This window comes from Pseudomonas sp. PMCC200344, assembly GCF_030053095.1.
Taxonomy (GTDB): Bacteria; Pseudomonadota; Gammaproteobacteria; order Pseudomonadales; family Pseudomonadaceae; genus Aquipseudomonas; species Aquipseudomonas svalbardensis.
In genome coordinates this window covers 1-25456 of sequence record NZ_CP125618.1, presented here as the reverse complement: position 1 = coordinate 25456, position 25456 = coordinate 1, and the positions used below count along the sequence as shown (strand labels likewise).

General features: G+C 59.6%; 23 protein-coding genes. 11 read left to right on the top strand and 12 right to left on the bottom strand.

Annotated elements, in window-relative coordinates:
- Positions 1-177 precede the first annotated feature (177 nt).
- Positions 178-1746, top strand: coding sequence for a SulP family inorganic anion transporter (locus QFW87_RS00115; RefSeq protein ID WP_283189524.1), 1569 nt, complete (start codon positions 178-180; stop codon positions 1744-1746).
- Between the two features lie 91 nt (positions 1747-1837).
- Here the strand turns inward: QFW87_RS00115 and aroE are convergent, their stop codons facing one another.
- The gene (gene aroE / locus QFW87_RS00110; RefSeq protein WP_283182347.1) at positions 1838-2659 is read right to left on the bottom strand and encodes a shikimate dehydrogenase; all 822 of its coding nucleotides are present in this window, start codon (positions 2657-2659) and stop codon (positions 1838-1840) included.
- A 13-nt stretch (positions 2660-2672) separates the two neighbouring features.
- The gene (gene hemF / locus QFW87_RS00105) at positions 2673-3587 is read right to left on the bottom strand and encodes an oxygen-dependent coproporphyrinogen oxidase (RefSeq protein ID WP_283189523.1); all 915 of its coding nucleotides are present in this window, start codon (positions 3585-3587) and stop codon (positions 2673-2675) included.
- Positions 3588-3766: 179 nt separating this feature from the next.
- On the opposite strand from hemF, the gene QFW87_RS00100 reads away from it, so the two are divergent.
- A complete protein-coding gene (locus tag QFW87_RS00100) occupies positions 3767-4744 on the top strand; it encodes an NADPH:quinone reductase (protein ID WP_283182346.1) in 978 nt (325 codons plus the stop codon).
- Positions 4745-4857: 113 nt separating this feature from the next.
- Here the strand turns inward: QFW87_RS00100 and QFW87_RS00095 are convergent, their stop codons facing one another.
- From QFW87_RS00095 to QFW87_RS00085, 3 genes are all read right to left on the bottom strand, one after another.
- Positions 4858-5415, bottom strand: a complete 558-nt coding sequence (locus QFW87_RS00095) for an L-threonylcarbamoyladenylate synthase (RefSeq protein WP_283182345.1) — start codon at positions 5413-5415, stop codon at positions 4858-4860.
- A gap of 54 nt (positions 5416-5469) precedes the next feature.
- Positions 5470-6570, bottom strand: coding sequence for a DNA-processing protein DprA (dprA, locus tag QFW87_RS00090; RefSeq protein WP_283189522.1), 1101 nt, complete (start codon positions 6568-6570; stop codon positions 5470-5472).
- 79 nt (positions 6571-6649) lie between these two features.
- A complete protein-coding gene (locus QFW87_RS00085) occupies positions 6650-7675 on the bottom strand; it encodes a LysM domain-containing protein (protein ID WP_283182343.1) in 1026 nt (341 codons plus the stop codon).
- 172 nt (positions 7676-7847) lie between these two features.
- Here QFW87_RS00085 and def point away from each other — a divergent pair, with 172 nt between their 5' ends.
- The 5 genes from def (at position 7848) to QFW87_RS00060 (ending at position 12566) form a co-directional block, all read left to right on the top strand.
- Entirely contained in the window at positions 7848-8354 is a 507-nt protein-coding gene (def, locus tag QFW87_RS00080; RefSeq protein ID WP_027926190.1) for a peptide deformylase, read from the top strand.
- A gap of 57 nt (positions 8355-8411) precedes the next feature.
- On the top strand, positions 8412-9371 hold the full coding sequence (gene fmt, locus QFW87_RS00075; protein WP_283189521.1) for a methionyl-tRNA formyltransferase: 960 nt from the start codon (positions 8412-8414) through the stop codon (positions 9369-9371).
- Positions 9368-10678, top strand: a complete 1311-nt coding sequence (gene rsmB / locus QFW87_RS00070) for a 16S rRNA (cytosine(967)-C(5))-methyltransferase RsmB (RefSeq protein WP_282479388.1) — start codon at positions 9368-9370, stop codon at positions 10676-10678. Before fmt ends, rsmB begins: the two co-directional genes overlap by 4 nt.
- Before the next feature lie 22 nt (positions 10679-10700).
- On the top strand, positions 10701-12074 hold the full coding sequence (gene trkA, locus QFW87_RS00065) for a Trk system potassium transporter TrkA (RefSeq protein ID WP_283189520.1): 1374 nt from the start codon (positions 10701-10703) through the stop codon (positions 12072-12074).
- 177 nt (positions 12075-12251) lie between these two features.
- Complete coding sequence (locus QFW87_RS00060; RefSeq protein ID WP_283189519.1) at positions 12252-12566, top strand: tetratricopeptide repeat protein; 315 nt, start codon at positions 12252-12254, stop codon at positions 12564-12566.
- Here QFW87_RS00060 and QFW87_RS00055 read toward each other — a convergent pair whose 3' ends face one another.
- From QFW87_RS00055 to tag, 3 genes are all read right to left on the bottom strand, one after another.
- On the bottom strand, positions 12567-12806 hold the full coding sequence (locus QFW87_RS00055; RefSeq protein ID WP_046056616.1) for a PilZ domain-containing protein: 240 nt from the start codon (positions 12804-12806) through the stop codon (positions 12567-12569).
- Between the two features lie 72 nt (positions 12807-12878).
- On the bottom strand, positions 12879-13766 hold the full coding sequence (locus tag QFW87_RS00050; protein ID WP_283189518.1) for a lysophospholipid acyltransferase: 888 nt from the start codon (positions 13764-13766) through the stop codon (positions 12879-12881).
- Between the two features lie 40 nt (positions 13767-13806).
- Positions 13807-14364: a DNA-3-methyladenine glycosylase I gene (gene tag, locus QFW87_RS00045; RefSeq protein ID WP_283189517.1), complete on the bottom strand. Its 558-nt coding sequence runs from the start codon at positions 14362-14364 to the stop codon at positions 13807-13809.
- Between the two features lie 81 nt (positions 14365-14445).
- Between tag and glyQ the strand changes: the two genes are divergently transcribed.
- The 4 genes from glyQ to QFW87_RS00025 all read left to right on the top strand — a co-directional run bounded on the left by glyQ (position 14446) and on the right by QFW87_RS00025 (position 18856).
- Entirely contained in the window at positions 14446-15399 is a 954-nt protein-coding gene (glyQ, locus tag QFW87_RS00040) for a glycine--tRNA ligase subunit alpha (RefSeq protein WP_008155694.1), read from the top strand.
- Positions 15396-17450, top strand: a complete 2055-nt coding sequence (gene glyS, locus QFW87_RS00035; protein ID WP_283182338.1) for a glycine--tRNA ligase subunit beta — start codon at positions 15396-15398, stop codon at positions 17448-17450. Before glyQ ends, glyS begins: the two co-directional genes overlap by 4 nt.
- A 4-nt stretch (positions 17451-17454) precedes the next feature.
- A complete protein-coding gene (gene gmhB / locus QFW87_RS00030) occupies positions 17455-17994 on the top strand; it encodes a D-glycero-beta-D-manno-heptose 1,7-bisphosphate 7-phosphatase (protein WP_165353315.1) in 540 nt (179 codons plus the stop codon).
- An 82-nt stretch (positions 17995-18076) separates the two neighbouring features.
- On the top strand, positions 18077-18856 hold the full coding sequence (locus QFW87_RS00025) for a lysophospholipid acyltransferase family protein (protein ID WP_283182337.1): 780 nt from the start codon (positions 18077-18079) through the stop codon (positions 18854-18856).
- Between the two features lie 289 nt (positions 18857-19145).
- On the opposite strand, the gene gyrB is transcribed toward QFW87_RS00025, so the two are convergent.
- Genes gyrB through dnaA form a run of 4 tightly spaced genes read right to left on the bottom strand, consistent with a single transcriptional unit; the run spans position 19146 to position 25356 of the window.
- Positions 19146-21563: a DNA topoisomerase (ATP-hydrolyzing) subunit B gene (gyrB, locus tag QFW87_RS00020; protein WP_283189516.1), complete on the bottom strand. Its 2418-nt coding sequence runs from the start codon at positions 21561-21563 to the stop codon at positions 19146-19148.
- A gap of 5 nt (positions 21564-21568) precedes the next feature.
- Entirely contained in the window at positions 21569-22672 is a 1104-nt protein-coding gene (recF, locus tag QFW87_RS00015) for a DNA replication/repair protein RecF (RefSeq protein ID WP_056738504.1), read from the bottom strand.
- A gap of 20 nt (positions 22673-22692) precedes the next feature.
- Positions 22693-23796, bottom strand: a complete 1104-nt coding sequence (dnaN, locus tag QFW87_RS00010; RefSeq protein ID WP_008155702.1) for a DNA polymerase III subunit beta — start codon at positions 23794-23796, stop codon at positions 22693-22695.
- A 39-nt stretch (positions 23797-23835) separates the two neighbouring features.
- On the bottom strand, positions 23836-25356 hold the full coding sequence (gene dnaA / locus QFW87_RS00005) for a chromosomal replication initiator protein DnaA (RefSeq protein ID WP_046056621.1): 1521 nt from the start codon (positions 25354-25356) through the stop codon (positions 23836-23838).
- Between the last annotated feature and the right edge of the window lie 100 nt (positions 25357-25456).

Below are 25456 nucleotides of genomic sequence, written 5' to 3'. Positions count from 1 at the left end.
CGATCTTCATGCTGTTCTAACATGAGTTCGACTCGATATCTCAGGTCGATGTAGCTCGAAAGAACACCTCGATCAGTCCCCTCTACCCCTTGGGGAGAGGGTTAGGGTGAGGGGTCGATCAACCTGACACTCCTCACACCCTGCTACCCTTGCGCAAAATCTCACCCGAGAGGACCCATGGCCTTCCCTAGCCGCCATTCGCTCTTCCCCTTCCTCAGCTGGATGCCCCGGCAAACCCGCGCCAGCGTCGGTCGTGACCTGATCGTCGGCCTCAGCGGTGCGATTCTCGCGTTGCCGCAATCCATTGCCTACGCGCTGATCGCCGGTCTCCCACCTGAATACGGTCTGTACGCTGCGATTGTCCCAGTGCTGATCGCGTGTCTCTGGGGTTCTTCGTGGCACTTGATCTGCGGTCCTACGGCGGCGATCTCTATTGTCTTGTACGCCAGCGTCAGTCCGCTGACCGTTCCCGCGTCAGAGGACTACGTCACCCTGATCCTGTTGCTGACGCTGCTTGCCGGCATTTTCCAGTGGCTGCTCGGTTTGCTGCGCTTCGGTGCCTTGGTGAATTTCGTCTCGCACTCGGTAGTACTGGGTTTCACCCTCGGCGCGGCGGTGGTGATTGCCATCGGCCAACTGCCGAATCTGTTGGGGCTGGAATTGCCCAACCAGGCAACAGCGCTGAACAGTTTGATGATGCTGTTCAGTCACCTCGGCGAAGTGAATAAACCTTCGTTAATGCTGGGCTTGGCGACTGTCGTGGTGGGCGTGGTGTTGAAACTGCTGTTGCCACGCTGGCCGACGCTATTGATCACCCTGGTGCTGAGCGGATTGCTGGTCTGGCTCTGGCCATCGATGTTCGGTCATGTGAAGTTGGTCAGCGCATTTGTCGGGCGGCTGCCGCCCTTCAGCCCGCTGCCGCTGGATCTGGACCTGATTCTGCGTTTACTACCCAGCGCGGTGGCGGTGGGCATGCTCGGGCTGGTCACCAGTCTGTCAATCGCCCGATCCTTGTCGGCCCGCTCCCAACAGTTGCTCGACGCCAATCAGGAAGTCCGCGCCCAGGGTTTATCGAACATGGTCGGTGCGTTTTTTTCCGGATCGCTGTCAGCCGGCTCTTTCACCCGCTCCGGCCTGAGCTACGAAGCGGGTGCCTGCTCGCCGATGGCTGGCGTTTTTTCGGCGGTGTGGGTGGCGCTGTTCGCCATCTTCGGCGCGAATTTGATCGCGCACATTCCGATCCCGGCCATGGCCGGCAGCATTCTGTTGATCGCCTGGGGGCTGGTGGATCATCGCGGTATTCGCGCGTTGTTGCGGGTCAGCCGCGCCGAGTTCCTGGTCATGGCGCTGACCTGTGTCGCCACGCTGCTGCTGGAATTGCAGACTGCGATCTACGCCGGGGTGCTGGCCTCGCTGTTCTTCTACCTCAAACGCACCTCGCAACCGCGTGTTCAGCATTGGCGAGATGGGGATGAAGACATTCTTCGGGTTGGTGGTTCGATCTTTTTTGGCGCCAGCCATTACCTGCAAGTACGCCTGCAACGAATGCACGGCGCGCGCGTGGTGATTGAAGCGCAGCAGATCAATTTCATCGACTATTCAGGCGTGGAGATGCTGCACCAGGAAGCGCGACGGCTGCTGCGGCAGGATCGCAGCCTGACCCTGCGGCGTGCACGGCCGCAGGTGGTGGAAGAATTGAGGAAGCTGGAAGGCGCGGAGAAATGTCCCATAAGGTTCGAAGACTGATCCGGAATCGGTATCGCAGCCATTCGCGAGCAGGCTCGCTCCCACAGGTTTTCGGTGATCCCCTGTGGGAGCGAGCCTGCTCGCGAAGCTTTTAAAGGGCCAACTGGCGGCGAAGTTCGGCGAGCACCGGCGCCGTATCCGGGCGCACACCGCGCCACAGGAAGAAGGCTTCTGCCGCTTGTTCCGCGAGCATCCCCAAGCCATCCATCGACACCGCCGCACCATGTTCACTGGTCCAACGGCAGAACGAGGTCGGCTCCTTGCCGTACATCATGTCGTAGCACACCGTCTTGCCCGGCTCGATCAAACTGCTGGCAATCGGCGGTACTTCCCCTGACAGACTGGCGGACGTCGCGTTGATGATCAGATCGACCGACTCCTTCAACCAATCAAATCCACTGGCCGACACCGGCCCCAGGTCCGCGAACAATTCCGCCAACAGTTCGGCTTTTTCCACCGTGCGGTTGGCGATGACCACCGAGGCGGGTTGCTCAGCCAGCAACGGCTCCAGTGCGCCGCGCACCGCGCCGCCAGCACCGAGCAGCAGGATGCGTTTGCCCTTGAGGCTGAAACCGGCGTTGACCGTCAGGTCCCGCACCAATCCGGCGCCATCGGTGTTGTCGCCCAGCAGACTGCCATCGGCCAGTTTGCTCAGAGTGTTCACCGCACCGGCGCGTTGCGCCCGCGCCGTCAGGCTGTTCGCCAGACGATAGGCCTCTTCCTTGAACGGCACCGTCACATTCGCCCCGCGACCTTCGAGGAAAAACGTCCGGGCGCACGTGGAAAAATCGTCGAGGGGCGCCAGCAACGTGCTGTAGTCCAGCTTTTGAGCCGTCTGCTCGGCGAACAGACGGTGGATCAGCGGCGACTTGCTGTGACCAATCGGGTTACCGAATACGACGTAACGGTCCATCAGGATTCCTCGTTCAGGCCTTGGCCAACCAATCGCGGTCTTGCAGGAAGTACTCGGTCAGCCGTGCTTCTTCGCTGCCCGGCTCGGCTTTCCAGTCGTAGCTCCAGCGTACTTGCGGCGGCAGAGACATCAGAATCGACTCGGTACGCCCGCCCGATTGCAGACCGAACAGCGTACCGCGGTCGTAGACCAGGTTGAATTCAACGTAGCGCCCACGGCGGAATTCCTGGAACTCACGCTGTTTGGCGGTAAACGCATCATTTTTGCGGCGCTGCACGATCGGCAGGTAGGCGTCGATGAACGCATCACCGATGGCACGCATGAAGGCGAAGCTGGTGTCGAAGTCCCACTCGTTCAAGTCATCGAAGAACAGGCCGCCGATGCCGCGCGGCTCGTGGCGATGTTTGATGTGGAAATAGCTGTCGCACCAGGCCTTGTAGCGCGGGTAAACATCCGGACCGAACGGCGCGCAGGCCTGCTCCGCGACGCGGTGCCAATGCACGCAGTCTTCTTCATTGCCGTAATAAGGGGTCAGGTCGAAGCCACCGCCGAACCACCAGACCGGTTCTTCGCCTTCTTTTTCAGCGATGAAAAAGCGCACGTTGGCGTGGGACGTCGGCACATACGGGTTGTGCGGGTGAATAACCAAAGAGACGCCAAGGGCTTCGAAGCCACGGCCGGCCAGTTCTGGGCGATGGGCGCTGGCGGACGGTGGGAGACCGCTGCCGAAGACGTGGGAAAAGTTGACGCCGCCCTTTTCGATGACCGCGCCGTTTTCGATCACCCGGGTGCGACCGCCACCGCCGGCAGGCCGGGTCCAGGCGTCTTCGACGAACTGCGTGCCGCCGTCTTCAGCTTCGAGGGCCGCGCAAATGCGGTCTTGCAGGTCGAGCAGGTAGGCTTTTACGGCCTCGGTGCGGGTCGTCATGTCATCACCTTGAATCGGGCAAAGCTACGCGGCGCTCCATGGGAGCGGGGGCCGGCGCAAATGGGCGCGTAGCATAACATCGCAGATGGACCTGCCGCAGTTGACGAAGATCAAGCTTGGGAGTTCGATAGGGAGCTTCGCGCTACAACTCTAGTAGCTAAGACCTAAGGAGAGTTCTGATGGCTAAGCGTATCCAGTTCCGCGCCCATGGCGGCCCTGAAGTGCTCGATTATGTCGATTACCAACCCGCCGAGCCCGGCCCGCAGCAGGTTCGCGTGACTAACAAGGCCATCGGCCTGAATTTCATCGACACCTATTACCGCAGCGGCCTCTATGCGCCGCCAGCCCTGCCATCGGGCCTGGGCTCGGAAGGCGCGGGCGTGGTCGAGGCGGTGGGCAGTGAAGTCACCCGGTTCAAAGTGGGTGATCGCGTGGCGTACGGCAGCGGTCCGTTGGGCGCCTACAGCGACGTTCACGTGTTGCCGGAGACCAATCTGGTGCACCTGCCGGACGCGATCAGCTTCGAACAGGCCGCGGGCGTAATGCTCAAGGGCCTGACCGTGCAGTACCTGCTGCGTCAGACGTATGAACTCAAGGGTGGCGAAACCATCCTGTTTCACGCTGCCGCGGGTGGCGTCGGTTCCCTGGCCTGCCAGTGGGCAAAGGCCTTGGGCGTGAAGTTGATCGGCACGGTCAGCTCACCGGAGAAAGCCGCACTGGCCATGGCCAACGGCGCTTGGGCAACCATCGATTACAGTCATGAAAACGTCGCACAGCGTGTACTGGAATTGACTGACGGGAAAAAAGTCCCGGTGGTGTACGACGGCGTGGGCAAGGACACTTGGCTGACTTCGCTTGATAGCGCGGCGCCTCGCGGGCTGGTAGTGAGCTTCGGCAATGCGTCGGGTGCGGTAGACGGGGTGAACCTGGGGATTCTCTCGGCAAAGGGTTCGTTGTACGTGACCCGGCCTACGCTCGCGACCTACGCCAATAACGCCGAGAACTTGCAGCGAATGGCGGATGAACTGTTCGAGATGATCATCAGCGGCAAGCTGAAGGTGGACATCAGCCAGAAGTATCCATTGGCCGAAGCGGCGCAGGCGCAGACCGAGTTGTCGGCGCGGCGTACGACTGGTTCGACTGTTCTGTTGCCTTGAGGGCCTCTTCGCGAGCAAGCCCGCTCCCACAGGATCGGTGTTGAACACAAATCTCGTGTCCACTGAAAATCAATGTGGGAGCGAGCCTGCTCGCGAATGGCCGCACTGCGGTCTCAATCCGGGCGAATTACGTTCCCGGTCGCGAGATCCCGGATCACGCTCGGGTTCTTGCGACCACCTAAATTCCCACCCAGCACCAAATCAACCTGCCCACGGAAATACTGCTCCACGCGAATCCGTGTGCGCGCCGCCGGCCGGCCCTGTGGATTGGCCGAGGTCGAAACCAGCGGCCCGACCACCGCGCACAAATCCCGCACCAACGGGTGATCGCTGACCCGCAACGCCACCGTCTCGTGCACACCCGTAATCCACTGCGGCAACAGATTCTGATGCGGCACCAGCCAGGTATTCGGCCCCGGCCAGGTGCTGGCCATGCGATCCATCCACAGTTCAGGGAAGTCTTCGAAGAGAAAATCGAACTGGCGAATGTTGTCGGCGACCAGAATCAGGCCCTTATCCACCGACCGACCCTTGAGCAGCAGCAGACGTTCTACCGCTTCTTCGTCCCACGGGTCGCAACCCAGGCCCCAGACTGCCTCGGTTGGATAGGCAATCACCGCCCCTGCGCGAATGGCTTGCGCGGCTTGTTGCACACGCCAATTGTTGACCATGAAAAACTCTCCGGAATAAGGCTCTGCGCAGTTTACCGATCTTCCTTATAAAACCTAGCTCACCCGCGCAAACCAGCGCCCGCTTTCGCAGACCGCACGGCCGTCCATTTCCAGCTCCGTCAGCGCTGCCAGCACTTTCGGCAAGGCCCAGCCGCTGGTGACGGACAACGCTTCACTGGTGTGGGGCGCGGCATGCAGCAGCATGAGCAACGGATGTGTCACCGCTGGTGTCGCTGTGGATAATGGCAAATGCTGCCAGCCGCGCAACGCTTCGAGGATATGCTCGATGGTTTCTACCAGCACCGCGCCGTCGCGGATCAGCTGATGACAACCCTTTGCGCCCGGGTGATGAATCGAGCCTGGGATTGCATACACCTCGCGCCCTTGTTCCGCCGCCAGCCTCGCGGTGATCAACGAACCGCTGGCGACACTCGCCTCGACCACCAGCACGCCCAGGGATAAACCGCTGATGATTCGATTGCGCCGGGGGAAGTTACTGGCGGTCGGCCCGGCGTCCAGCGGGAACTCCGAAAGCACTGCGCTGCCCGAGGCGATCATGGCGTCTGCCAGTCGTCGATTACGCTGTGGATAAAACTTTTCAAGTCCCGTGCCAAGTACACCGACCGTTCGCCCCCCCACGTCCAAAGCGGCTTGATGCGCGGCGGCATCAATGCCCAGTGCCAAACCGCTGGTAATGACAAAACCGGCGCCGGCCAGACTGCGGGAAAAGGCGGCGGCGGTGTCCATGCCCGGCCGCGAAGCGCGACGGCTGCCGACCATCGCCAGCTGCGGTTTTTCCAGAATGCCGGGATCGCCCGCCACGAATAACAGCGGCGGCGCATCACTGATTTCCGCCAACAGTGCCGGATAGTCAGATTGGTCCCACATCAGTAAATGTTGGCCCGGACGCTCTAACCAGGCCAATGCATGGCTCGCGCCATCACGGATTTCACTGGAGCGCCTGGCCTCCGCGCAAGCGAGGGGCAAACCCAACGAACGCCAGGCACTGGCCGGCGCGCTGATAGCTTTGGACGCCGAGCCGAAGGCCTCAAGCAATTTCTTGAATCGCGCAGGACCGAGTTCCGGCAGGCGATGCAAACGTAAACGAGCTTCCAGTTCCGCAGGGGAAACCGGTGCAAAAGCAGACAGCGACATGGATCATCCTTGATCGTTATGAGCCCCGTTCAAACGGGAATAAGCTGTGGATAACTCTGTTGGTAACTTGTGGAGCCTGTTAAGGATTTCGCACCTTGTCCAGCACCGCCAGGGAGCGTGATGCGTTGAGCACCAGCCCGTAGCTGAGCTTGTCGTAGGTGCGGAAAACCATCAGCAAACCGGCGCGCTCATCCGGGATTTTCAATGGCTGGCCGGTGATCCGGTCACGCACGGTTTCGCCGGTTTTCATCACCACCAACACGTTGCCTTCGGCCAGGCCATCGCGCTGGCCCTTGTTCAGCGTGACCACGTCCAGCGCGCCAATTTGGGTAACCCCGCGCGGCACGTCGATGATCAACCCGTTGATCTCGGTTTTGGGCGCACTGGGCATGAAGGTTGAGTTGATGGAGCGCTCTTCACCGCTGAACAAGCGGTCGCCGAGGCGAACTTCCTGAGTGGTGCGTTGCAGCGCCAGGGTGGCGACGTCGCCTTCGGTGGCCACAATCTCGCCACCGCCGATGTCATCGGCATTGATCCCCAAAAATTCTTTACTGACAGGATCGGTGTAGGCCTTGCCCTGACGGAAGATGCCGTAAACCGGCTGAGCCGGGTCGAAGTGGCCGCGAGCGAAGATTCGGTCACCGGTGCCACTGAGTACGCGTTCGGCATCGCCAGCGACGATATAAGGCGCCTTGTCGAAGTCCTCGACCTTATCGACGATGCGGTTGCTCAGCAGAAAGCTGTTGATCGATTGCAGCGGAATGCTCGGGATCGCATCGGCAACCGGGCTACTGCGGATGCGTGGCGACAGCTTGATGGTGCCCCGGGAAGCGCCGCGATTGAGGGTCAGGCGTGGCTGCCCGTTGACGTAGACCAGCGACAGCGAGTCGCCGGGGTAAATGAGATTGGGGTTTTCGATCTGTGGATTGGCCTGCCAGAGTTCCGGCCATTTCCACGGTTCACGAAGGTATTTCCCCGATATGTCCCAGAGTGTGTCACCCGATACCACGGTGTATTGCTGTGGAAAACCTTCCTTGAGTTGCACTTGCCCGTGTGCCAAACCGGCCGAGGCCAGAAGGAGCAAGGCGAGTAGTGATTTCCTCATGCGGTGAATCCCTTTATTATGTGCATTCGCGTAGAACGCCAGAGCCCTCGTGGCTCGCTCCCGACTCTTCACCAAAAAGAGCAGGAAGCTACGTTTTACAACGGTAGCCTGCATCTTCGGACCCGCCAGGCCATCGACCCGACATTACCTCAAACGTGCAGCAATTAAGCTTATGGCCATTTTAGACATCCTCGAATTCCCCGATTCGCGCCTGCGCACTATCGCCAAACCTGTGGCCGTAGTGGACGACGAAGTGCGTCAGTTGGTCGATGACATGTTTGAAACAATGTATGAAGCGCCAGGCATCGGCCTCGCCGCGACCCAGGTCAACGTGCACAAACGTATCGTCGTGATGGACCTCTCCGAAGACCGCAGCGAACCACGGGTGTTCATCAACCCCGAGTTCGAAACCCTGACCGACGAGATGGAGCAATATCAGGAAGGCTGCCTCTCGGTGCCGGGCTTCTACGAAAACGTGGATCGCCCACAGAAGGTCAAGATCAAGGCCCTGGACCGCGACGGCCAGCCTTACGAACTGATCGCCGAAGGCCTGCTCGCGGTGTGCATCCAGCATGAATGCGACCACCTGAACGGCAAATTGTTCGTTGACTACCTGTCCAGTCTCAAACGCGACCGAATCAAGAAGAAACTGGAAAAGCTCCATCGCCAGAACGCTTGATGCCCTCCTTTCAAAGGCTTGCTGCGGCAAGCCTTTTTCTTTTGCGAGACCTTTTGAATGACTGAGCCACTGCGCATCGTCTTTGCCGGCACCCCGGAATTCGCCGCCGATCACCTCAAGGCCCTGCTCGACAGCCCTTATGAGATCGTCGCGGTCTACACCCAACCGGACCGTCCGGCGGGTCGCGGGCAAAAACTGATGCCCAGCCCGGTCAAGCAGTTGGCTCTGGAAAACAACATTCCTGTGCTGCAACCGCCGACGCTGCGCAACGAAGACGCTCAGGCTGAACTGGCCGCGCTCAAACCGGACTTGCTGGTGGTGGTCGCCTACGGCCTGATCCTGCCGCAAGTGGTGCTGGATATTCCGCGCCTGGGTTGCATCAACAGCCACGCCTCCTTGCTGCCACGCTGGCGCGGTGCGGCGCCGATCCAGCGTGCCGTCGAAGCGGGCGACAGCGAAAGCGGTGTGACCGTGATGCGCATGGAACTGGGCCTCGACACCGGGCCGATGCTGCTCAAAGTCACCACGCCGATCACCGGTGAAGACACCGGTGGCAGCCTCCACGACCGTCTGGCCGAAATGGGTCCGCCAGCCGTGATTCAGGCGATTGCCGGCCTCGCTGCGGGCACTTTGGAAGGCGAAGTGCAGGACGACAGCCTCGCCACTTATGCTCACAAATTGAACAAGGACGAAGCGCGCATCGACTGGAGTCGCCCGGCGGTTGAGCTGGAACGCCTGGTTCGCGCCTTCAATCCATGGCCGATTACCCACAGCACGCTGAACGGCGAAGCGCTGAAAGTCCTGGCCGCCAGCCTCGCTGAAGGGCAGGGCGCACCGGGGGAAATCCTCAGCGCCAGCAAGGATGGTTTGATCGTCGCCTGCGGTGAGCAAGCCCTGTGTCTGACTCGTCTGCAATTGCCCGGCGGCAAGGCGCTGAACTTCAGCGACTTGTTCAACAGCCGTCGTGAGAAATTCGCCGTCGGCACCGTCCTCGGTCAAGCGGCAGACGCTCAATGAATCCACGTCTGGCCGCCGCCAAGGCACTTGCTGCTGTTCTTAACGGAAAAGCCTCACTCAACAGTTCCCTGCCGACGCAAATGGACAAGGTCGAAGACCGCGACCGCGGCTTCACTCAAGACTTGGCATTCGGCACCGCGCGCTGGCAGCCGCGTTTGTCGGCGCTGGCGGCCAAGTTGCTGCAGAAGCCGTTCAAGGCAGCCGATGCCGATGTCGAAGCGCTGTTGCTGGTCGGTCTCTACCAGTTGCTCTACACCCGGGTTCCGGCCCATGCCGCCATCGGTGAAACCGTGGGTTGCGCCGACAAGCTGAAAAAGCCCTGGGCCAAGGCCTTGCTCAACGCCGTGCTGCGCCGCGCCCAGCGTGAAAGCGAAGCGCTGCTGGCCGAGCTGGAACACGACCCGGTCGTGCGCACCGCCCACCCGCGCTGGCTGCAAAAATCCCTGAAAGCCTTCTGGCCTGAACAATGGGAAGCCATTTGTGCGGCGAACAACGCGCATCCGCCGATGATCCTGCGGGTCAACCGTCGTCATCACAGCCGCGATGCTTACCTCGGGTTGCTGACCGACGCCGGCATCGCCGCCACGCCATGCGTTTACAGTCAGGACGGCATCATTCTCGAAGCCGCTGCCGACGTGCGCAGCCTGCCGGGTTTCGCCGAAGGCTGGATCAGCGTGCAGGACGAAGCCGCGCAACTGGCCGCCGATCTGCTCGACCTGGCACCGGGCCAACGGGTGCTGGACGCCTGCTGCGCACCGGGCGGCAAGACCTGCCACATCCTTGAAGCCGAGCCGGCACTCGCCGGCGTGGTGGCGGTGGACCTGGAAGCCAAGCGTCTAGTGCGAGTGCGGGAAAACCTCGCACGCCTGGGCCTGAGCGCCGAACTGATCGCCGCCGACGGCCGCGACACCGCGACCTGGTGGGACGGCAAGCCGTTCCAACGCATTCTGCTGGACGCGCCGTGCTCGGCCACCGGTGTGATTCGTCGTCACCCGGACATCAAGCTGACTCGTCAACCCGACGACATCGCTGCGCTGGCGGTGCTGCAAGGTGAGCTGCTCGATGCCATGTGGATAACTTTGGAGGTCGGCGGCATCCTGCTTTACGCCACCTGCTCGACGCTGCCGACCGAGAACACCGAAGTGATCGAAGCCTTCCTCGCTCGTACGCCGGGCGCCCGTGAACTGGACCTCGCCACTCAAGCCGGTATCAAGCAGCCTCACGGTCGCCAATTGCTGGCCCAGGACGGCGGCCACGACGGGTTCTACTACGCCAAGCTGATCAAGATCGCCGCCGCGCGCGGTTAATGGGTTTTAAGGGAGTGACTGGATGAAAATCATCATCCTCGGCGCAGGGCAGGTCGGCGGTTCGCTGGCAGAACACTTGGCCAGCGAGGCCAACGACATCACCGTGGTCGACACCGACGGCGAACGCCTGCGCGACCTCGGTGATCGGCTGGACATCCGCACCGTGCAAGGCCGCGGTTCACTGCCGACAGTGCTGCGTCAGGCCGGCGCGGACGACGCCGACATGCTGGTGGCGGTGACCAACAGCGACGAAACCAACATGGTGGCCTGCCAAGTCGCCCACACCCTGTTTCACACGCCGACCAAAATCGCCCGGGTTCGCGAAGCCGCCTACCTGACTCGCTCCGAGCTGTTCGACAACGAAGCGATCCCGGTGGACGTGCTGATCAGCCCGGAGCAAGTGGTCACCAATTACATCAAGCGCCTGATCCAGCATCCGGGCGCCTTGCAGGTGATCGACTTCGCCGAAGGCAAAGCCCAATTGGTGGCGGTCAAGGCGTACTACGGCGGCCCGCTGGTGGGTCAGCAACTGCGTCAGTTGCGTGAACACATGCCGAATGTCGAAACCCGTGTGGCGGCGATTTTTCGTCGTGATCGGCCGATCCTGCCGCAGGGCGATACGGTGATCGAGGCAGACGACGAAGTCTTTTTCATCGCCGCCAAGGCGAATATTCGCGCCGTGATGAGCGAAATGCGCCGCCTCGATGAGAGCTACAAGCGCATCGTCATTGCTGGCGGCGGGCAGATCGGTGAACGTCTGGCCGAGGCCATCGAAAGCCGTTACCAAGTGAAGATCATCGAGATGAACCCGGCGCGCTGCCGTCATCTCTCGGACACCCTCGACAGCACCGTGGTATTGCAGGGCAGCGCTTCGGATCGGGATCTGCTGCTGGAAGAGAACATCGCCGACGCCGACCTTTTCCTGGCGCTGACCAACGACGACGAAGCCAACATCATGTCGTCGCTGCTGGCCAAGCGCCTGGGTGCGAAGAAGGTGATGACGATCATCAACAACCCGGCCTACGTCGACCTGATCCAGGGCGGCGACATCGACATCGCTATCAGCCCGCAATTGGCGACCATCGGCACCTTGCTGGCGCACGTGCGTCGCGGCGATATCGTCAGCGTGCACTCATTGCGCCGGGGCGCGGCGGAAGCCATCGAGGCGATTGCCCATGGCGATGAAAAGTCGAGTAAGGTCATCGGCAAGTGCATTGAGAACATTGGCCTGCCGCCGGGCACCACCATTGGCGCAATCATCCGTGACGAAGAGGTGATCATTGCCCACGACGACACAGTGATCGCGGCTGGCGACCATGTGATTCTGTTCCTTGTGGATAAAAAGCATATTCGGGATGTGGAAAAGCTGTTCCATGTGGGACTCAGCTTCTTCTGATCCGGGATTTGCGGTGGCCGGACGGGCCTCTTCGCGAGCAGGCTCGCTCCCACAATGGATTTTTGCCGTACACAAAATCTGTGTTCACTGAAGATCAACTGTGGGAGCGAGCCTGCTCGCGAAGGCGATCTCACGAAAACAGATCCCTCCCTGAGACACCCGAATAAGGAATTCACCATGATCGAATCCCTGGAAAAAATGCTCGCCAAGGGTGTGGATAACTCATTGCTGCGCTTCGGGCTGGGCAAGGGTTATCTGGATCTTGGGGAAAACGCCAAGGCCGCCGAGCATTTCCAGCGTTGCGTCGAATTTGATCCGAAGTATTCAGCGGCCTGGAAGCTATTGGGCAAGGCCCATCTGGGGCTTAAGGATTTCGCATCCGCACGTCAGGCGTGGGAACAGGGTCTGGAAGCCGCTCGCTCCCATGGCGACAAGCAGGCCGAAAAGGAAATGACCGTGTTTCTGAAGAAGCTTGAGCGTCAGGCTCACTGATCAGAGGTATCGCAGGCCAATGCCCTCGGCATCCACCAGCACCACCTCCATGCGCACCCGCGGCGCGCCTGTGGGTAAGTCCTGCACCTGACCGTATACCACCGCGCCCTTGGGCAATGTCGACAGGCCCGGATGCTTGACGTAGACGCCTGTCGTCGACAGGTTACGCGTCTGGCCCAGGCATTCGCCGAAGCTGTGGTGACTGATCTTGATGCGAAACGATTTGCGGTGTTCGGACATCTTCTGCGCCCTTTATTGAACGGTTGTGGATAACCCTGGCCTCAAGGTTATCCACAGATCATGCCAATCAACTCAATACCAGCGTTCTTCACCCGGCGGACGCTTCTTGAAGCGCTTCATGCTCCACATGTACTGGCTCGGATACGCCCGCACATAGCGCTCGACCACTTGGCTCATGGCTGCGCAGGACGTCTCGGTATCGGTGCTGTACATGGCTTCTGGCGCGGCTTCGAGGATCACTTTGTAACCCGAACCGTCCGGCAGACGTAGCGCATGCAGAAACACGCCGACCGCTTTGCCGCCGGCGAGCATGTTCGGTACGAATTTGCTGGTCAGGGCCTGAGTGGCGAAGAACGGCACGAAAATCCCGGCGGATTCGGACGGTTCCGGGTCAGCGGGAATGCCCACTGCACCACCTTTGCGCACTTCCTTGATGACGCTGAGGATACCTTCCTTGGTGGAAGCGGCCACGCGGTTGCCCAGTTGCACCCGTTGCTTGCGCAGCAAATCGTCCACCGCTTTCAACTTGGGCGGGCGATAGAAAATGATCGGTTTGCACTGGTTGCAATAGAAGTGGTTCAACACTTCCCAGTTGCCCAGGTGACTGGTGATGCCGACGACCCCTTTGCCGGAGGCGAGGGCGTCCTTTAATACGTCGAGACCTTCGACTTCACGCACCAGATCAATGGAGCGCTGAGCCGGCCAGATCCAGGCGCAGGCACTTTCGGTCAGCGACTTGCCAATGTCTTTCAGGCTCTGGCCCACCAGACGCTCACGCTCGGCCGGGTCCATGTCGGGGAAGCACTTGGCGAGATTGATCCGCACGACATCGCGGGAACGGTTGGGGGTTTTCCACATGACCCAGCCGATGACCGAGCCCACTGCCTGCACTGCCCGCCACGGAAGCAGGGCAAACAGCCGCAGAGCGCCTACCAGCAAGGCGCCTTTAAACTTATCCACAGGTCACTCCTGATCTTGTGCTGTGCGCGAGGCGGCTATTCTAACCGCCGTTCGCCAGCGCCGCGTAGCGATCGCAATCCCGGGTGTGGTCCATGACCATGCCCGAGGCCTGCATCAGCGCGTAACAAATAGTCGGGCCGACGAACGTGAAGCCGGCCTTTTTCAGGCCTTTGCTCATCTCCACGGCGGTCGGCGTCACGGCCGGTACTTCACTGCGATCCTTGAAATGATTGATCACAGGCTTGCCGTCAACGAAGGACCAGAGAAACTCCACCGGATCCTCCAGTGCCAGCCAGGCCTGGGCGTTGCGCCGGGCCGCATTGAGTTTGAGGCGATTGCGAATAATGCCCGGATCGAGCATCAATTCATCGATTTCCGCATCGCTCATCTGCGCCACCCGTTGTACGTCGAAGCCGAACAACACCTCGCGATATCGCTCACGTTTACGCAGCACGGTGATCCAGGAAAGGCCCGCCTGGAACCCTTCGAGCAAAAGCAACTCGAACAATCCCTGCGCATCGCGTAGCGGCGTGCCCCACTCCTGATCGTGATAAGCCATGTACAGCGGATCTTCGGAACACCAAAAGCAGCGTGGCATAAGGCTCCAGGGGGCGTGCGCTGGACCGAATCGGGTATACTCCCGCTCTTTAAATCGCAGCCCAAGAAACAGGTGAATTTCGTGAGCCAGCCTACGCCAGCCGTGCGTACCTTCCAAGACTTGATCCTCGCCCTCCAGCAATACTGGGCCGAGCAAGGTTGTGTGGTACTTCAGCCCTACGATATGGAAGTAGGCGCCGGGACTTTCCACACTGCAACGTTTCTGCGCGCCATCGGCCCGGAAACCTGGAACGCCGCTTATGTGCAGCCCAGTCGTCGCCCGACTGACGGCCGCTACGGCGAAAACCCGAACCGTCTGCAGCACTACTACCAGTTCCAGGTCGTGCTGAAGCCGAACCCGGACAACTTTCAGGAACTGTACCTGGGCTCCCTCAAGCATGTCGGCCTGGACCCGCTGGTCCACGACATTCGCTTCGTTGAAGACAACTGGGAATCGCCAACACTGGGCGCCTGGGGCCTGGGCTGGGAAGTCTGGCTCAACGGCATGGAAGTAACGCAGTTCACCTACTTCCAGCAAGCGGGCGGCATCGAGTGCTACCCGGTGACCGGCGAGATCACTTACGGTCTTGAGCGCCTGGCCATGTACCTGCAAGGGGTGGACTCGGTCTACGACCTGGTCTGGGCGGACGGCCCGATGGGCAAAGTGACCTACGGCGACGTGTTCCACCAGAACGAAGTGGAGCAGTCGACCTACAACTTCGAACACGCCAACGTCGAGAAGCTGTTCGAACTGTTCGACTTCTACGAAAGCGAAGCCAAGCGCCTGATCGAACTCGACCAGCCGCTGCCGTTGCCGAGCTACGAAATGGTGTTGAAGGCCTCCCACACCTTCAATCTGCTGGATGCGCGCCGGGCAATCTCGGTGACCGCGCGTCAGCAATACATTCTGCGAGTGCGCACCCTGGCGCGTTCCGTTGCGCAAGCCTATCTGCTGGCTCGCGCCAAGCTGGGCTTCCCGATGGCGACCCCAGACCTGCGTGATGAAGTACTGGCCAAGCTGGAGGCTGCACAATGAGTGCTCAAGATTTTCTGGTTGAACTGGGCACCGAAGAACTGCCACCCAAAGCCCTGAACACCCTGGCCGACGCGTTCCTGGCCGGTATCGACAAGGGCCTGCAAGCCGCTGGCCTGAACTACGAAACCAAAACCGTCTACGCCGCGCCGCGTCGTCTGGCTGTGCTGATCACCGATCTGGCGACTCAGCAGCCGGATCGCAGCATCAACCTCGATGGCCCGCCACGTCAGGCCGCGTTCGATGCCGAAGGCAACCCGACTCAAGCAGCTTTGGGTTTTGCCAAGAAGTGCGGCGTCGACCTGAGCGAAATCGATCAGAGCGGCCCAAAACTGCGTTACAGCCAAAGCATCGCCGGCAAACCGACCGCGAGCCTGCTGCCGACCATCGTCGAAGATTCCCTGAACGACCTGCCAATTCCCAAGCGCATGCGCTGGGGTGCTCGCAAGGAAGAATTCGTTCGTCCGACCCAGTGGCTGGTGATGCTGCTCGGTGACCAGGTCATCGATTGCACCATCCTCGCCCAGAAGTCCGGCCGCGATTCCCGTGGTCACCGCTTCCATCACCCGGAAAGCGTGCGCATCACCTCGCCGGCCAACTACCTGACCGACCTGCGTGCTGCTTACGTACTCGCCGACGCAAACGAGCGTCGCGAACTGATCAGCAAGCGCGTCGAAGAGCTGGCGACGATGCAGGAAGGGACGGCGATCGTGCCGCCAGCGCTGCTCGACGAAGTGACCGCGCTGGTTGAATGGCCGGTGCCGCTGGTGTGCTCGTTCGAAGAGCGTTTCCTCGACGTGCCGCAAGAAGCCCTGATCACCACCATGCAGGACAACCAGAAGTACTTCTGCCTGCTGGATGCCGACGGCAAGTTGCTGCCACGTTTCATCACCGTGGCCAACATCGAAAGCAAAGACCCGCAACAGATCATCGCCGGTAACGAGAAAGTGGTTCGCCCACGCCTGACCGACGCCGAGTTCTTCTTCAAGCAAGACAAGAAGCAGAAACTCGAAGACTTCAACCTGCGCCTGCAGAACGTGGTGTTCCAGGAAAAACTCGGCAGCGTTTATGACAAGGCCGAGCGCGTTTCCAAACTCGCTGCGTTCATCGCCCAACGCATTGGCGGTAACGCCGCATGGGCTTCCCGTGCAGGCCTGCTGTCCAAGTGCGACCTGGCGACCGAGATGGTCGGTGAGTTCCCGGAGATGCAAGGTGTCGCCGGTTACTACTACGCCCTCAACGACGGCGAGCCGGAAGAAGTCGCTCTGGCGCTGAACGAGCAGTACATGCCGCGCGGTGCCGGCGCTGAACTGCCGACCACCCTGACCGGTGCGGCCGTGGCCATCGCTGACAAGCTCGACACGTTGGTGGGCATTTTCGGTATCGGCATGCTGCCAACCGGTAGCAAAGACCCGTACGCCTTGCGCCGTGCAGCGCTGGGTGTGTTGCGCATCCTGATCGACAAGAAGCTCGACCTCGACTTGAACGATGCCGTGGCGTTTGCCGTGAATGCGTTCGGTACCAAGGTCAAGGTTGCCGGCCTCAACGATTCGGTGCTGGAGTTCATCTTCGACCGTCTGCGTGCCCGTTACGAAGACGAAGGCGTTGATGTCGGGACTTACCTGTCGGTGCGTGCCCTGAAACCGGGTTCGGCGCTGGACTTCGATCAGCGCGTACAAGCGGTAGAAGCCTTCCGCAAATTGCCGGAAGCCGCTGCCCTGGCCGCGGTGAACAAGCGCGTTTCGAACTTGCTGAGCAAGGTCGAAGGCTCTGTTCCTTCGGTCGTGGAAGCCAAGTACTTCGACAACGCCAACGAGTTCTCCCTGTACTCGGCGATCCAGCAAGCTGACCAGGCTGTCCAGCCGATGGCGGCGGCGCGTCAGTACAGCGAATCGCTGGCACGTCTGGCTGCCTTGCGCGAGCCGGTGGATGCGTTCTTCGAAGCCGTGATGGTCAACGCTGAAGATGCCAAGGTCCGCGCCAACCGTTATGCGTTGCTGTCGCGCCTGCGTGGGCTGTTCCTCGGCGTCGCCGACATTTCGCTGCTGGGCTGAGGGGCTGCTGTTGAAACTGCTGATTCTCGATCGGGACGGGGTGATCAATTACGACTCCGACGCTTACATCAAGTCGGTGGAGGAGTGGATTCCGCTCCCTGGTTCGATCGAAGCCATCGCGCAGTTGAGCAAGGCCGGCTGGACGGTGGCGGTCGCTACCAACCAGTCGGGCATCGCTCGCGGCTATTACGACATCGCCACCCTGGACGCCATGCACGAGCGCTTGCGCGAGCGGGTGGCGGAGCAGGGCGGTGAAGTCGGGCTGATCGTCTATTGCCCGCACGGGCCGGACGATGGCTGCGATTGCCGCAAACCAAAACCCGGGATGTTGAAAACCATCGCCGCACATTACAACGTATCGCTGACCAATCTTTGGTTCGTCGGCGATACCCTTGGTGACCTGGAGGCCGCCAAAGCCGTCGATTCTCAGCCAGTTTTGGTAAAGACCGGGAAAGGCGAAAAGACTTTGGGCAAGACCCTACCGGTAGGCACCTTGATTTTTGACGATCTGGCGGCGATTGCCGCAGAACTTATCCACAATTAGAGTGCTTCTGATATTCCTGGCCAAGGATTGATCGGGAGTGCGCTTGAATAGGCGGGCAGTGCCCGCAACGGTAAATGTCGCCATGTCGATACTGCAGGCCATCAGAACCTTCCTCTTTTACCTGCTGCTGGGCACCAGTTCCTTGCTCTGGTGCAGCCTGAGCTTTTTTATCGCGCCTTTTCTGCCGTTCAAGGCGCGCTATCGCTTCATCAATGTGTACTGGTGCCGCTGCGCCTTGTGGCTGAGCAAAGTCTTTCTCGGTATCAGCTACGAAGTGAAGGGGGCCGAGAACGTTCCAGACCAGCCCTGTGTGATTCAGTCGAACCACCAGAGCACGTGGGAGACGTTCTTTCTATCGGCTTACTTCGAGCCGTTGAGCCAAGTGCTCAAGCGTTCACTGCTGTTCGTGCCGTTCTTCGGCTGGGCGATGGCCATGCTGCGACCGATCGCCATCGACCGCGACAACCCGAAAGCGGCGCTCAAGCATGTGGCGAAGAAGGGCGATGAACTGCTGAAAGACGGCGTCTGGGTCCTGATCTTTCCAGAAGGAACGCGCGTTCCTTACGGCACCATCGGAAAATTCTCTCGCGGTGGTACCGCTTTAGCCGTCAACGCCGCACTTCCCGTGCTGCCGATTGCGCACAATGCTGGCAAGTTCTGGCCGAAAACCGGTTGGGCGAAGAAGCAGGGCGTCATTACCGTGATCATCGGCGCACCGATGTATGCCGAGGGTAGCGGGCCGCGAGCCATTGCTGACCTGAATGACCGGGTGCAGAGCTGGAACCAGCAGATGCAGCGGGAAATGGGTTCGATTCCAGCAGCCCCTGCGACCCCCTCGGCCAACGATCAGATGGCTGTCTGAGATTCTGTGGATAACCTGTGTACCGTTTTGTCAAAAAGTAGCGATTTATGTTTTTAACTTTATGATTTATATACATATTTCCTAAACACATAAAATTCGGGAAATGGTGCATAAGTTTTTTTCGGGCGCAAAAAAACCGGCTGATATAGCCGGTTTTTTTATGCCTGGAGTTTGTTGGGTTTCAGGCTTCGCACAAAGGGCACGCGGGGCCTGCTTTCACGGAATCGCAGAAATAAAAAAGGCCAACGCTTGAGCGTTGGCCTTTTTCGTTTGGCAGGTTCGCTCTGGATCAGAAGTCCAGGTTGGAAACCGCCAAGGCATTGCTTTCGATGAAGTCACGACGAGGCTCGACCGCATCACCCATCAGGGTGTTGAAGATCTGGTCCGCGCCAATGGCGTCTTCGATGGTCACTTTGAGCATCCGGCGCTGGCTTGGGTCCATGGTGGTTTCCCACAGCTGATCCGGGTTCATCTCACCCAGACCTTTGTATCGCTGGATGGTGTGACGCTTGGTGCTTTCGGCCATCAGCCATTCAAGGGCTTCCTTGAACTCGGTGACCGGCTTCTTGCGCTCGCCACGCTGGATATACGCGCCGTCGTCCAGCAAGGTGCTCAGTTGAGCGCCCAGAGAAACAACAGTCTTGTAATCGTTGCTGCCGAAGAAGTCGCGGTTGAAGGTGACGTAGTTCGACAAGCCGTGGGAGATCAGTTCGACCTCAGGCAGCCAGACGTTACGTTCACGGTCTTCACGCAGGCTGGCTTTGTAAACCAGGCCGGACTTCTCGACGGTGCGCAGGCGAACTTCGTACTGGGCCATCCAATCCTGCATTGCAGCGTGATCGGACAATTGCTCCAGGCTAACGGCAGGCAGGTAGATGAAGTGCTCGGTCAGCTCCTGTGGGTACAGACGCGACAGACGCTTGAGGGTCTTCATTACCAGACGGAAGTCATTCACCAGACGCTCGAGGGCGGGTCCGGAAATACCCGGGGCTTCCTCGTTCAGGTGCAGGCTCGCATCTTCCAGGGCCGACTGCGTCATGTACTCTTCCATGGCGTCGTCGTCTTTGATGTATTGCTCTTGCTTGCCTTTCTTGACCTTGTACAGCGGCGGCTGGGCGATGTAGATGTAGCCGCGCTCGATCAGCTCCGGCAACTGGCGGAAGAAGAAGGTCAGCAGCAGGGTACGGATGTGCGAACCGTCGACGTCAGCATCGGTCATGATGATGATGTTGTGGTAACGCAGCTTCGCGATGTTGTACTCATCGCGGCCAATGCCGCAGCCCAGCGCGGTGATCAAGGTGCCCACTTCTTGCGAAGAGATCATCTTGTCGAAGCGCGCCTTCTCGACGTTCAGGATCTTACCCTTGAGAGGCAGGATGGCTTGGGTCCGACGGTTGCGTCCCTGCTTGGCGGAGCCGCCAGCAGAGTCACCTTCCACGAGGTACAGTTCGGAAAGGGCAGGGTCTTTTTCCTGGCAGTCAGCCAGTTTGCCCGGCAGGCCGGCGATATCCAGCGCGCCTTTACGGCGGGTCATCTCACGGGCTTTACGCGCCGCTTCACGAGCGCGAGCCGCATCGATCATCTTGCCGACGACCAGTTTGGCTTCGTTCGGGTTTTCCAGCAGGAAGTCGGAGAAGTACTTGCCCATTTCCTGTTCGACTGCGGTCTTCACTTCGGAAGAAACCAGCTTGTCTTTGGTCTGGGAGCTGAACTTCGGATCCGGCACTTTAACCGAAATGATCGCGGTCAGGCCTTCACGGGCATCGTCACCGGTGGTCGCGACTTTGTGCTTCTTCGCCAGACCTTCGGCTTCGATGTAGGTGTTCAGGTTACGCGTCAGAGCGGAACGGAAACCCACCAGGTGAGTACCGCCATCGCGCTGTGGAATGTTGTTGGTGAAGCACAACAGGTTCTCGTTGAAGCTATCGTTCCACTGCAAGGCGATTTCCACGCCGATGCCGTCTTCGCGCTGGATGTTGAAGTGGAACACCTGGTTGACCGGGGTCTTGTTGGTGTTCAGGTATTCAACGAACGCACGCAGGCCACCCTCGTACTTGAACAGCTCTTCCTTGCCGCTGCGCTCATCCTTGAGGACGATGCCGACACCGGAGTTGAGGAAGGACAGTTCACGAATCCGCTTGGCCAGGATGTCCCAGCTGAAGTGGATGTTCTTGAACGTCAGGTCGGACGGCTTGAAGTGAATCTGGGTGCCGGTGCTTTCACTCTCACCGACGATTTTCATCGGTTCTTTTGGAACACCGTGAATGTAGGTCTGTTCCCAGATTTTGCCGCTGCGGCGAACGGTCAAGACCAGCTCTTCGGACAGGGCGTTCACAACCGACACACCTACACCGTGCAGACCGCCAGATACTTTGTAGGAGTTGTCGTCGAATTTACCACCAGCGTGCAGCACGGTCATGATGACCTCGGCTGCCGAGACGCCTTCTTCTTTGTGCACGTCTACCGGGATGCCACGACCGTTGTCGCGAACGGTGATGGATTCGTCCGGGTGAATGATGATGCTGATGTCGTCGCAGTGGCCGGCGAGAGCTTCGTCGATCGAGTTATCGACCACTTCGAACACCATGTGGTGGAGACCGCTGCCATCGTCGGTGTCACCAATGTACATACCGGGACGTTTGCGTACGGCATCCAGGCCTTTCAGCACTTTAATGCTCGTTGAGTCGTACGTATTTTCTTCGCTCAATGCCTTCACTCCCGATGGTCGTGGGTCTGGGTGATACGGCCCTGTTCCACGTGGAACAGAGCGACTGGCGTTTCCGTCTGCCAGCCTTCCCTCAATAATTCGTGATCTACACAGGTGATAAACACCTGGCAGCGTAAGTCTTCCAGCAAGCGGCAAAGCGCGCGGCGGTGGTGCTCGTCCAGTTCGGACGGCAGGTCATCCACCAGATAAATACACTGGCCGCGTCGGGCCTGGCTGACCAAGTGCCCTTGGGCAATCCGCAATGCACAGACCACCAGCTTCTGCTGACCGCGAGACAAAATGTCCGCTGCGTTGTGTGCGCCCAATCTAAGACGCAAATCAGCACGCTGTGGTCCGGCCTGGGTATGACCCATTTGCTGATCCCGCTGAAGGGACCCGGCGAGCACTGCACTCAGCTCGCGGTCTTTGTCCCAACCTCGGTAATAGCTGAGCGTTAAGCCCTCGAGCTCAACCAGTTCGCTCAAGGTCTGTTCAAAGACTGGTTTCAAGGCTTTGATGTAAGCGCGGCGGTATTCATCAATTTCAGCGCTGGCCTGGCACAGTTCCCTGTCCCAAACCGCTTGCGAAACGGCGTCAAGTGTACCATGCCGCAGCCAAGAGTTTCTCTGGCGCAGGGCCTTCTGCAAGCGCTGCCAGGTGGACATGAATCGTGGTTCCACGTGGAACACGCCCCAGTCGAGAAACTGCCGGCGAATCTTCGGTGCGCCTTCCAGCAATCGGAAACTGTCAGGGTTGATCAACTGCAGCGGCAGAATTTCCGCTAGCTGCGCCGCGCTACGAGCGTTCTGCCCGTCGATGCGAATCTGGAACTCGCCTTGACGGTCGCGGGAGATCCCCAAGGCGCTGTGCCCACCCTCAGCCATCTCCACCTGACCAAACACCGTACAGGCGAGCTGCTCGTACTGGATGACCGGTAACAGGCGGGTGCTACGAAACGAACGGGCAAGCCCCAGCAGATGAATGGCTTCCAGAACACTGGTTTTGCCGCTGCCGTTGGCGCCGTAAAGAATGTTGATTCGGGGGGAGGGGGAGAAGGTCACCGGGTGCAGATTGCGCACCGCGGTGACCGAGACGCGACTTAAGGACATCTAGCTTCTGCTGAGCATGATTACAGACGCATCGGCATGACAACGTAGGCCGAGTCGTCGTTGTCAGACTCTTGCACCAACGCACTGCTGTTGGAGTCGGACAGGATCAGACGAACCTGCTCAGTCGTCATGACGCCCAACACGTCCAGTAGGTAGCTCACGTTGAAGCCGATTTCCAGATTGCCGCCGTTGTACTCGACGCCCACTTCTTCTTCCGCTTCTTCCTGTTCAGGGTTGTTCGCCTGGATCTTCAGCTGACCGTTGGCCAGTTGCAGACGGATGCCGCGGTACTTCTCGTTGGACAGAATCGCGGTACGGCTGAAGGCTTCACGCAGGGCCTGACGATCGCCGAGGACCAGCTTGTCGCCACCTTTCGGCAGAACACGCTCGTAGTCCGGGAATTTACCGTCGACCAGTTTCGAGGTGAAGGTGAACTCGCCAGTGGTCGCACGAATGTGGTGCTGACCCAGTACGATACTGACGATACCGTCCGGTTCAGTCAGCAGGCGCGCCAGTTCAAGGATACCTTTACGTGGCACGATCACCTGATGGCGATCCGGCTGACCGATATCGGCCTTCATCGAGCACATGGCCAGACGGTGACCGTCGGTGGCCACGGCGCGGATGATGCCTTCGGAAACTTCCAACAGCATGCCGTTGAGGTAGTAACGCACGTCCTGCTGGGCCATGGCGAAGCTGGTGCGTTCGATCAAACGGCGCAATTTGCTTTGCTCAAGGCTGCACGTCAACGAGCCTGGGCCTTCTTCCACAGTCGGGAAGTCATTGGCCGGCAGGGTCGACAGGGTGAAGCGGCTACGGCCGGCCTTCACCACGAGCTTCTGCTCGTCGACCTTGATGTCGATCAGCGCATCGTTCGGCAAGCTTTTGCAGATATCCATCAGCTTGCGCGCAGGCACAGTGATGGAACCTGGATCCGCAGGCTCTTCGAGTTGTACACGACCGACCAGCTCGACTTCCAGGTCGGTACCGGTCAGCGACAATTGCTGGCCTTCGACAACCAGCAGCACGTTGGAGAGCACCGGCAAGGTCTGTCGGCGCTCGACGACGCCTGCGACCAGTTGCAGGGGTTTCAACAGGGCTTCGCGTTGAATGGTGAAATGCATGGTCTAGTCCCTTGCCTTAATAAGCTGCGCTGGTGTTCATCAAGTGGTCAGTGTACGCAGCAGGTTCTTGTAGTCCTCGCGGATGTCCGCGTCGGATTCCTTAAGTTCGTTGATCTTGCGACAGGCGTGCAAAACAGTCGTGTGGTCCCGGCCGCCAAACACGTCACCGATTTCCGGCAAGCTGTGGTTGGTCAGTTCTTTGGACAACGCCATGGCGACCTGACGCGGACGAGCTACCGAACGCGAACGACGTTTGGACAACAAGTCGGAGATCTTGATCTTGTAGTACTCGGCGACAGTGCGCTGAATGTTATCCACAGAGACCAGTTTGTCTTGCAGTGCCAACAGATCTTTCAGGGATTCGCGAATCAACTCGATGGTGATATCGCGGCCCATGAAGTGCGAGTGGGCGATCACGCGTTTGAGCGCGCCTTCCAGCTCACGGACATTGGAACGAATACGCTGGGCAATGAAGAACGCCGCGTCATGGGGCAGATCGACTTTGGCCTGATCGGCCTTTTTCATCAGGATCGCCACGCGTGTTTCCAGCTCCGGCGGCTCGACGGCTACCGTCAGGCCCCAGCCGAAGCGGGATTTGAGGCGTTCTTCAAGACCTTCGATTTCTTTCGGGTAGCGGTCACTGGTGAGAATGACCTGCTGGCCACCTTCAAGCAGGGCGTTGAAGGTGTGGAAAAACTCTTCCTGGGAACGTTCTTTACGGGCGAAGAACTGAATGTCATCGATCAGCAACGCATCCACCGAACGGTAGAAGCGCTTGAACTCGTTGATCGCATTCAGCTGCAGGGCCTTGACCATGTCGGCCACGAACCGCTCGGAATGCAGGTACACAACCTTGGCATTCGGATTCTTCTTTAATAGGTGGTTACCCACCGCGTGCATCAAGTGGGTTTTACCCAAACCGACGCCACCATAAAGGAAGAGCGGGTTGTAACCGTGCTTGGGATTGTCCGCCACTTGCCAGGCCGCAGCCCGGGCCAGTTGGTTGGACTTGCCCTCGACGAAGTTTTCGAAGGTGAAGGTGCGGTTCAGGTAGCTGGTGTGCTTGAGCGCGCCTTCGACCTGCACCGTACGTTGTTCGGCGCGAATCGGTGCCTGTTGCGAACTGGCACCGGCCATCGGGTCGAAGCTGTCGCGCGATGGCTCTTCATTAACCTCGGCAACTTTTTGCGTTGCACGCTTGGTCGGAGCGGCTACCTGGGCTGGCGCCGGGGCGCTGACAGGTGCTTGAGCGGCCTGAGCCTGTGAAGCAGCGGCGGCCAACGGAGCATTCGGGGCGGCACGCGGTGCCGAACTGCGTTTGCTGCCTATTAATAAGGACAGCGCCGGCGCCATGCCATTGCCATGCTCATCCAGCAGTTCAAGGACGCGGCCCAGGTACTTTTCGTTGACCCAGTCGAGAACAAAACGATTCGGTGCGTAGACACGCAACTCGTCGCCTTCGGCTTCGACCTGTAGTGGACGGATCCAAGTGTTGAATTGTTGGGCAGGCAGCTCATCGCGCAAAAGCTCCACGCACTGCTGCCAAAGTTCCACTGACACGGATATCCCCTAAGTTGAAAGCCGGTGAGGCAAAAACAAGCGGCCATTGTAGCCGACCAGGCCCCGACTTATCCACATGAAGGTTGTTCACCATCCATGA